Origin of the sequence: Devosia sp., assembly GCF_028290645.1 — a bacterium.
Lineage (GTDB): Bacteria > Pseudomonadota > Alphaproteobacteria > Rhizobiales > Devosiaceae > Devosia_A.
Genome location: NZ_JAQGJL010000194.1, coordinates 1 through 9592, shown reverse-complemented (window position 1 = coordinate 9592; position 9592 = coordinate 1). Strand labels below are relative to the sequence as shown.

General features: G+C 63.9%; 9 protein-coding genes. All 9 read right to left on the bottom strand.

The genetic code is table 11. The features are described from left to right. A partial coding sequence (locus tag JWQ89_RS10820; RefSeq protein WP_299640877.1) for an isocitrate/isopropylmalate family dehydrogenase occupies positions 1-780 on the bottom strand: 780 nt, incomplete at its 3' end. A gap of 24 nt (positions 781-804) precedes the next feature. Continuing rightward, a complete protein-coding gene (locus JWQ89_RS10815) occupies positions 805-2154 on the bottom strand; it encodes an MmgE/PrpD family protein (RefSeq protein WP_299640875.1) in 1350 nt (449 codons plus the stop codon). 266 nt (positions 2155-2420) lie between these two features. Next, positions 2421-3173, bottom strand: a complete 753-nt coding sequence (locus JWQ89_RS10810) for an FCD domain-containing protein (protein ID WP_299640874.1) — start codon at positions 3171-3173, stop codon at positions 2421-2423. Positions 3174-3315: 142 nt separating this feature from the next. Next, positions 3316-4380: an AbrB family transcriptional regulator gene (locus tag JWQ89_RS10805; protein WP_299640872.1), complete on the bottom strand. Its 1065-nt coding sequence runs from the start codon at positions 4378-4380 to the stop codon at positions 3316-3318. A 4-nt stretch (positions 4381-4384) separates the two neighbouring features. Continuing rightward, positions 4385-5131: an SDR family oxidoreductase gene (locus tag JWQ89_RS10800; protein WP_299640870.1), complete on the bottom strand. Its 747-nt coding sequence runs from the start codon at positions 5129-5131 to the stop codon at positions 4385-4387. Positions 5132-5141: 10 nt separating this feature from the next. Next, on the bottom strand, positions 5142-6509 hold the full coding sequence (locus JWQ89_RS10795; protein ID WP_299640868.1) for an MmgE/PrpD family protein: 1368 nt from the start codon (positions 6507-6509) through the stop codon (positions 5142-5144). Positions 6510-6545: 36 nt separating this feature from the next. Continuing rightward, positions 6546-8048 carry a tripartite tricarboxylate transporter permease gene (locus tag JWQ89_RS10790; RefSeq protein ID WP_299640867.1) on the bottom strand — a complete coding sequence of 501 codons (1503 nt, stop codon included), beginning with the start codon at positions 8046-8048 and terminating at the stop codon, positions 6546-6548. Positions 8049-8111: 63 nt separating this feature from the next. After that, complete coding sequence (locus tag JWQ89_RS10785; protein WP_299640865.1) at positions 8112-8594, bottom strand: tripartite tricarboxylate transporter TctB family protein; 483 nt, start codon at positions 8592-8594, stop codon at positions 8112-8114. A gap of 24 nt (positions 8595-8618) precedes the next feature. Further along, positions 8619-9592, bottom strand: a 974-nt coding sequence (locus JWQ89_RS10780; protein ID WP_366143993.1) for a tripartite tricarboxylate transporter substrate binding protein, incomplete at its 5' end; no start/stop codon positions are given.

Below are 9592 nucleotides of genomic sequence, written 5' to 3'. Positions count from 1 at the left end.
CGGCGCCATGCCGAGGCCGCCGACCAGGCCGGCGGCCTCATCGGTCAGGATGTCTCCAAACATGTTCGTCGTCACCACGACATCGAAACTCTGGGGGTCGCGGATCAGTCTCATCGCCATCGTATCGACGATAACCTCGTCGACCGCGACGTCGGGGAATTCCTTGCCGATCCTGTAGCATTCTTCCACGAACATGCCGCAGCCGAGCTTGAACACGGTATTCTTGTGAACGATCGTCAGGCGCCTGCTGCGTTGCTGCGCGATTTCGAATGCGGCCCGGGCGACGCGGGACGAGCCGACGCGGGTGATGACGCGAACCGAGATCGTCACATCCTCGGTCGGACGGAATTCGCCGCAACCGGCGACGACGTTGCGATCGGGCTGGAAGCCTTCGTTGTTCTCACGCACGATGACCAGGTCGATGTCGTCGCGGATGGCGCCAAGCCCTGGATAGGACCGGGTCGGCCGGACATTGGCGAACAGGTTGAACTGCTTGCGCATGATCGGATGCGGGTTGATGGCGCCGGGAACCTTTGGATAGGCTTGGTGCCCGATCGGACCGAGGATGAAACCATCCATCTTGCCCAGGGCGTCCATCGTTCCTTCGGGAAAGGTGGAGCCGTGGCTGTCAAGTGCGCTGCGCCCGATCGGCATGGGCCGCCAATCGATGGTGAGACCCGCCACCTGTGCCGCCGCCTTGGTGACCTCGACGGCCGCCGGCACGATCTCATGGCCGATGTCGTCGCCATTCAGTATCCCGATGACGAGATGCTTGTTCATGTGATGATCCTTGGTTGGAACCGGTCAGGGGGTGGCGGCGGTGGCGAGGGCGATGGAGCCGATGTCCCCGGCCTGCTCGACGTCCCAGGCTTTGGCCAGCAGATCCCTGGCTGGCTGCTCTCCGATGACCTGAGCCGATTGCTGGAAGAATTTTTCGCCAATCGCCGCATCCGAAAGCGGGCGTTCGAGGCTGCCGATGGCATGGGCGACGGAAAGTTCGATGCGCTCGCCATCCTGCAGCGTGACCACGATATCGACGGCGTCCTCGTCAATGGCGCTGTTGCTGGTCGCCTTGACCCGGTCGCGAAGCGCCACGACGGCCGGGTCGCGAACGGCCTCATCGGTAAAGGCGGACGGCGTACCGTCGCCGCGCAAAAGCGCAATGGCGGCGGCGTGGTAGACGCTGAACTTCCCCTCGAGACCTGTCCTTGGCTCCGTCTTGCCGGTCAGCTCCAGCACCAGCGGATGAGTGCTCAGTTCCACCGAACGTATCGCTTCGACCTTGGGGCCCAGTTGCGCCCTGATCTGCTGGCATCCGTCGATCGTGGGATGGATGACGATGCCGCAGGCAAAGGGTTTGTAGCTGTTGAGCGCTGCTTCCCAGCGGGTGCCAAGACCCTCGGTGATCTCGGCGTAATCCTGCCTGGTGGATAGCACGTTGGCGAAACCGCGCGGCGCCTCGATGGCGCGTTCGGAACTGTCGAAACCTGCCTTGGCGAGGAATGCCGCCATGGCGCCGTTCTGCGCGGCGCGGCCGGGGTGGAAGCTCTTGCACATTGTGCCGAACATTTCGCGCAGGCCCGACGACTGGGTTGCGGCAATGCCGAGGGCCCAGGTCATCTGCTGGTGATCGAGCCCCAGCAGCCGGCCGGTTGCCGCCGCGGCGCCGAACACCCCCGTCGTACCGGTAATGTGCCAGCCCCGATCATAGTGATCCGGGTATACGCTGTTGCCGATCCGGCATTCGACTTCGATGCCAACGACAAGCGCCGTCAGGAAATCTCGCCCGCTTATATTACGGCTCTCCGATACCGCGAGGATTGCCGAGGCGACTGGCCCGGCCGGGTGGATGATGGTCTTGAGGTGGGTGTCGTCATAATCGAGGACATGGGAGGAAATCCCGTTGATGAGGGCCGCATGCAGCTCGTCAAGCCGCTCAAGGCGGCCAAGCACCTGGGCGCGTCGGGGCCCGCTGAACATCTGGACGGTTTCGAGCGCCCGGTCGACGGTCTCGTGCCGGGCGCCGCCAACGGCACATCCAAGCCAGTTGACGAAAGTCCGTACGCCTTCAGTCCGCACCTCCGCGGGAATGGCGTCGTGGGTGACGTCCACGCTCCATTTTGCCAGTCTCCTGGTGATTTCGGTGTCGTCCATGAATTGCCGTATCCTGATGGGCAGCGCTTTGGCTGCCGGTCCCTTTGATCCATTGCGACAAGGCTTCGCAAATCCCCATTGCGAACGGCATGGTGATCGTCGCGCGACACCCTCCCCGCATGTTCAGGGGCGACTTTGCCTGCGCCTTGGGTGATTTAGCCGAAGCAGGGTCGCACCGAACCTTAGGTGCAAACTGTCGATTGTCAACAATTTAGTGACGCATACGACAGCCGTTCCACATCCCGGCAAGCGCGTGCAAACGATGCTCAGGTGGCTGAAGTGCGGCGCTTGCGGGTCGGCTTGTCCGGTGCAGCGGCAGATGCCGTTTCCGGGGGAGTTCCGGCTTTGCGGGTCCGCTCGATGCCGTTCAGGATATGGGTACGTGCCGCCTTGAAGGCGCGATCGGCATCCCTGGCCTCGAGGGCATCGACGATCTCCCGATGCTCATTGTTGGAGACGCGCAGCACGTCGCCGCTCGCGAGCGCCCGGTAACGCTGGATGTGTAATTCCCGGACGAAGCTCTGGTAGATCTGGGCAAGCCGTTGGTTGCCGGCGAACAGGGCGATCCGCTCGTGAAATTCGAGATTGATCGGGTAGTAAATGTGAACGTCACCAAGCGCGACGACGTTCTCCATGCCCTCAAGTAACTGCCGGAGCTGTGCGATCTGATCGTCGGTAACGCGTTCGGCCAGCATCATCGCCATGCATCCAAAGATGCCGGCGCGCGCCACGGATAGATCCAAGGCTTCATCGTTTGACAGCGCGCGGATGAAAAAGCCGCGATTGGGCACGATTTCGATCAAACCCATCGCGGAAAGAGCGCTGCAGGCCTCCCTGATCGGCCCCCGGCTGACCCCGAGGCGCTGCGACAGGCCGTTTTCATTCACCCGCTGGTTGGGCTTCAACTCACCGTCGATGATCATTCTTTCGATTTCGGCCTGAACCACGTTCGCAAGCGAACGCGTCCTCAGGAAATCGATGTCCGAGATATTGGACGCTTGATTCAACGGATCCGACATTCAAAAACCACTGTGAGCTTGACGGGAACAAGGATCGCATGCGGTGGGAGAACGCTTGTTTGGGGGCTCCTGCCGTATGCCATCTGACAACAATTGCAACTCTAACCACACTGCCGGGAGCCAGATTGTCAACAAATGACCGTCATGACACCGGCGCCGGCCCCTCGGGGCGGCGACCCACGGCCCACCGGATCAGCGGCGGAGCGAAAAGGTTGGTCATCAATGATCGGGTGATCTGGAAGCCGGCGATCGTGGCCGCCAGCAGTCCGAGCGTGGTCGCTGCGGCAATCATCTCGCCAAGGCCGCCCGGGGCGACGGCAAGCATGGCCGAAGCATGGTCGAGTGCGCTCAGCCGCTCCAGCATCCAGCTGAGGCCGAGGAATGCAGTGGCAATCAAGGCCAGGCCGGACAGCACTCCGGCGAACGCCACGCGCGGAAGTCGTCTGAACTGATCCACCCGGAAGCGGAGGCCGAGCGACGCTCCGATGGCGATCTGAGCGGCCACCAGGACGGGTTGCGGCATGGCCGGGATCGTGAAGCCTGCAGCGGCGATCAGGAGCCCAAGCAGCATCGGCGCGATCGCCCAGGCGTTGGTGACGCGAAGGCGAGTGGCCACCGCCGCAAACAGGCCGGCGACAACGACCATCGCGAAAAGAACATAGGGTGGCTCCGCCGGGGTGGAAACCACTGCCGTCGCCACAGGCGTAGGCGCTGTCAGCTCCAGCCAGAACGCGACGAAGGAGAGGATCATTATCACGCGGAGCGTGTGGATGGTGGCAACGGCCTGCTCGTCACGCCCCAGTTCGCGGGCCAACGTCGCCATTTCGGACATACCCGCGGGAAGGCAGGCGAGCACCGCAGTTGCCCGGTCGGTTCCCGCGACCCAGGCGATCGGCAAGGCGAGGGCCAGGCCCATGAGATTGGAGGCCAGCGCAACGCCAACCATCAGGGGCAGCAGGCCGACCAGTTCGACGATGACCTGGGGGTGCATCACCGCGCCGATCGAAGCACCAACGATCAGCTGGCCGCCCCGGCGCATCATATGGCCGCCGTGCATGCGAGTGAGGAGATTGGCAACAAGGCCTGATCCCAGCATCGAGCCGAGAATGAAGGCGAGGGGCAACTGGAGGGCGTGAAAGGCGAAGCCGCAGACCGTTGCCGCCGCGAGGGTCACGAGCGTCAGCACAACGTCCGGGAGCCTGGCCATGCGGCTACACCATCAGGGCGCCGCCATTCACGTGAATGGTCTGGCCCGTAATGTAGCGCGCAGTCGGCCCGCACAGCATCCTCACCGAGGCTGCAACGTCCTCGGGGGTGCCACGGCGACCGAGGATGCTGGTACGCGTAGCGTGGTGTTTCGGTTGCGTTTCTGCCCGTTGCGTCTCGATAAGCCCCGGGGATACGCAGTTCACCGTTATCCCATGCGCCCCCAGGTCGTGGGCCAGTGCCTTGGTGAGGCCGACGACGCCGGCCTTGGCCGCAACGACGTGGGCGCGATTGCCCGCCCCGGAATGACCGGTCAGTCCGCCAATGGTGACAATGGCGCCCTGATTGCTTGCCTTCAACGGCGCGAGGGCTGCCTTTGTCAGCAGGAAAACGCTGTCGAGACAAACCGCCATCACCCGGCGCCATTCCACATAGTCGAGTTCCTCGATCGAGCTCTCCGGCCGGATCGCTGCATTGGTCACGAGGATATCGAGCGAGCCGAACGCCTCGAGCGCTGCATCGACGATCCTCGCGGCGATCTGGGGGTCGCCAAGCTCGCCCAGGGCGACGGCACTCCTGCCGCCGGCCGCGACGACGAGCTGCGCCGTCGTTTCGGCCCCCGTCTTGTCGCCGTGCGCATGAACCAGAACCGAAGCGCCCCCACTCCCGAGCGCGACAGCGATGGCCCGCCCGATATTGCGCGAAGCGCCGGTAACGATGGCGACCCGGCCGGCCAGTTCATTTGCACTCATTGGCCAGCCTCTATTCATCCACCGCGAACTGGGCGATCAGCGGGGCGCTCTCGGGGGCGTGGAAAATCCTGCCGCACAGATCGAGCACCAACTGCGGGTTGCCGATCCCGCCATAAGCGGCATTGGCAAGGAACTTAGCGTGGACGTCTTCCCGGGACAGCGGGGCTTCGACGCCGCCGCGGATATGATCCTGGCGCCGCTCGAAAACGCGGCCGTCATGGGTTTCGACCCTGACATGGCCGGTGAAGCGGTCCGGATAGGGATCGTTTGGATCGATCTCGTAGGTCACGCGCCGGCTGATGTCGAGCAGCGCCGGATCGGCGATCGCCTCGTCCGAAAAATCGGCTAGCCCTGCCCGCCTGCGGACAAGGCCGAGGGCAACGCCGAATGGCGTGCTGAACTTGGCCGCGTAGGAGGTCGGTGGCGAGCGCTTGAGCTCGAGCGGCTCCCAAAGCCGGTGCACATAGCCTTCCGAGGTCAGGCAATGGATCTTGCTGACCTCGGCCGCCGCAACGCCGTTGTCGGCAAGCCACAAGGCGCAGTCGATATAGGGCTGCACCATCGTGCCGCAGGGATAGGGCTTGAAGGTGATCGTCTGCGAAATCCAGCGCTGCCCGAGACCTTCGAAAAGCTTGTCGTAGCGCGGCGCCACCGACGGTGCGAAGGCCTTGAAGAAACCGTGCTCGCCCTCCAGCACCTTGGCCGGTCCCACAAACCCGGCGCGCCCGAGAAGCGCCGCGCGCAGGCCCGATTGCGCCGACCAGCCGGCGTGCATTCGCTTGGTCCAGCTTCCATCCCCGAGATACTCGATGATGCCCGAGGCCGTCGATCCCGCAATGCCGAGCCCATCCTTGAGGGCCTTGGCATCGACTCCGAGCGCGACACCGACGGCGAAGGCCGCCGCCAGCGATCCGAGCACCGCAGTCGGATGGAAGCCGGCCCTGTGGATTGCCTTGGGGGTCAGGAGCCCGAGCCGGCACATCACCTCGAGGCCTGCCGCTATGCCGAGCAGCACCCGTTCCCCCGAGAGGTTTTCCCGCTCCGCAATGGCGAGGACCGCCGGGACGATAACGGCGCCGGAATGCACCGGGCCGCCCTCGAAAGTGTCGTCGAAATCTTCGCCATGCGCAGCCGTGCCGTTCAGCAGTGCCGCGTCCGCAGCCGTGAGGCGATGCCGGTGCCCTATCGCGATGTTGTTGCCGCGCTCGGCGGCCTGAAGAACGCTGGCGACATAGTCGGTCTGCCGTGCGGCAAGGCAGAGCCCTACCACATCGATGAGGATCGCCTCGGCCTTGGCTGCCATCTCTGCCGGAATGTCCCGCGGCGAAAGCCCGGCCCCCCACCCCGCCAGTTGTTCCGAGAAGGTCTCTTCGTGCATTCGTATCTCCAGGCTGAAAAAAAGCAGGCGCGGCGGTCAGGTCGCAGGCGGGGCGGGCCGGTCGGTCCGGCGGGTGCGGAACTCCTGGACCAGCGAAATGCCGAGGAAGACCACCGACAGGGCAAGGAAGACAACCGCTATCGGGTCCTCGAGGAAGATCGTGTGGTCGCCCCCCGAGATCACCAGTGACCGCCGGTAATTGGCTTCGATCATGTAGCCAAGCACGAGCCCGAGGATCACCGGCAGCATCGGCAGGCCGAAATAGCGCATGCCCAGGCCGAACACGCCGGCGGCGAGCACGATGCCCAGGTCGAATACGCTGTTGTTGATGGAGAACGCTCCGGTCAGCACCAGCGCCAGGATGAATGCCATCAGATACGGCTTGGGCCGGTTGACCAGCCATACGCAGACCGAAAGCGTAAGATAGGCGGCCGGTATCAGCGCGATCGAGGCGACGATAAGGCCGCTGAAAAGGCCGTAGAGGATCGTCGGATCCCGATCGAACAGCACCGGTCCCGGGATCAGGCCGTGGATGAGGAAGCCGCCGAGAAGAATTGCCGTGGAGTTCGAAGCCGGGATGCCGAAGGACAGAAGCGGGATGAGACCGACACCCGCATCCGCATTGTTGGCAGCCTCCGGAGCGGCGACGCCCTCGGGCGACCCCTTGCCGAATTCTTCCTTGTGCCTCGAAAAGCGTTTCGCCTCGTTATAGGCCATGAAGGACGCCACGGTCCCGCCGGCGCCCGGCATGATACCGCAGAAAATGCCGATCCCCGAGCCGATCAGGTTCGAAAGCCAGAGCCGCTTCTGCATCGCCCAGTTGGGGAATTTCAGGCGCGAGGCGTTCCCCTTGACGGCATCCCACTGGCTTTTCGTGGCCACCTGCTCCAACACCTCGCTGACCGCGAACAGCCCCACCATGACCAGAATGATCGGCACGCCGGACAACAGATCCGCGCTGCCATAGGTGAAGCGCGCTACACCACTCACCGGGTCCGTTCCGACGGTAGCGATCATCAGTCCGATCAGTGCGGCGAGAACGCCTTTGGTCAGGAGCCCCTCGGAAACCGTGGCGATGACACTGAGGCCGAGCAGGCCGAGCGCGAAATACGTGGTCGGCCGGAACTGCAGTGCCAGTTGCGAGAGCGGCGCGGTAAACAGGATAAGGCAGAGGATGCCGGCAAAATTGCCGATGGTGGACGCATAGAGCGAAATGCCCAGCGCCTCGCCGGCCTTGCCCTGCTTCTTCATCTCATAGCCGTCGATCAGCGTCGCGGCCGCCGCATTGGTGCCGGGCGTCCGGATCAGGATAGCCGGCACGGAGCCGCCATACTCCGCGCCCACATAGGTCGCCGCCAGCAACACGATCGCCGGGATCGGGTCGAGCGTGTAGGTGAAGGGAAGCAGCAGCGCCATCGTGATCGAGGGCGAAATGCCCGGCAGCGCACCGCCGAAGATGCCCCACACCATTCCGAGGATCGCCATCGGCACAATCAGCGTCGAGGTCAGCAAGCCGAAGCTTTGCAGCAATGCATCCATCAGGAGGGACTCCAGCAATCCAGAACGAAAGAAGGGCCCGAAAGCCGACCGCGGCGGCGGCCGTCAGATCAGGCCGGAGAGGAGCCCGTTCGGCAGGTTGATTCCGAGAAAGGCGTCGAAGAGCAGCCACAGCGCAAACGAACCGGCGATTGCCACCACCGCCGTGCGCCAGGTCAACGGCACCCGCTGGTAGAGGAACATCGCGGCCAGCAGCAACGCGGTGCTCGGCAGGTAGCCGAGCCACCTGACGGCGGCGATATAGAGGGCAGCGATCAGGACGACACCCCCGGCGACGAGTGCCGTCCTGCCGGGGGTTTCAAACGCTTCGGTGACCTTCGCCTCGATCAGCGGGCCGGCGCGGCGCATCCACAATTGATGCGCGATAAGCAGGATTGCGGCGCCACCCATGATCCAGCCCAGGGTCATGGGCACTCCCCCGGCACCAACTGCGTCGCCCAGTGCGCTCCTGGAAATCTTGGAAGCCTCGGTGACGTAGAACACCGAAAAGACCAGCGCGATGACCCCCAGAGCGATATCCCGCGTCATCGCGCTGTCTCCGGTTTCAGCCGACTAGTTGATGACGCCGGCTTCGGTAAGGAATGCCTTCTGTTCCGCCGCGAAGCTGGTAATGAACGGCCCGTACTCGGCGTGCGGGATAAAGCTCGGGACCAGGCTGGATGCCGAATAGCCCGCCTTGTACCCCGGAACTTCGAGGAGACGCGGAATTGCCTGTTCCCAGGCGGCCACGGCCTCTTTCGAAATCCCCGCGGGACCTGCCAATCCACGGAACTTTCGAATGACCATGTCGATACCGGCCTCCTTGAGCGTGGGTACATCGGGAAGTTCGGGCAAACGCTGTTCGGTGGCAACGGCGAGGACGCGAACCTGTTTGCCTTCCAGTTGCGAGCGCAGTTCCTGAACTTCCCCCACCGCGATGTCGAGGGTGCCGTTCAGCACATTGATCATCGTCTCGCCGCCGCCTTCGCTGGTGACGATGGCTGCGTCGATGCCGGTCTTGCGCTTCAGTTCTTCGAGGGCGATGCGCTCGAGCGAACCAGGATTGCCGGCGCCCCACGCCGTGCGGTTGGTCTTGCCGTGCTCAAGCACCTCGGCCAGCGTCTGGTAGGGCGCATCGGCACGCGTGTAGATGACCTCGGGATCATAGAAGACGTTGACCATCGGCTCGAGATCCTCGTAGTTCGCCGAAAGGTCGCTCATCAGCGAAGTGTAGATATAGGTCGGGGTCGTGGCGTAGAGCACGCTGCCGTCGGTCGGCGCCTGCGCCATGTGCGCCATGGCATTGGCCCCGCTTCCCCCGCTGACGTTCTCGACGACGAAGTCGGCGTCGATGATATCCCCCAGGTAGCCCGCCATGTCGCGCAGGAACACGTCGCTGCCGCCGCCGGGGCTTGAATGCGTCACCAGGGTCACGAGCTTGGTCGGGTATGGGATCTTCTCCTGGGCAGCAGCAGGAAGCAGCAGAGCTGCCATAAGCCCTGTGGCAACTGCGATGGTTGCCGGAAGATGCTGGAAAGTTCTCACGA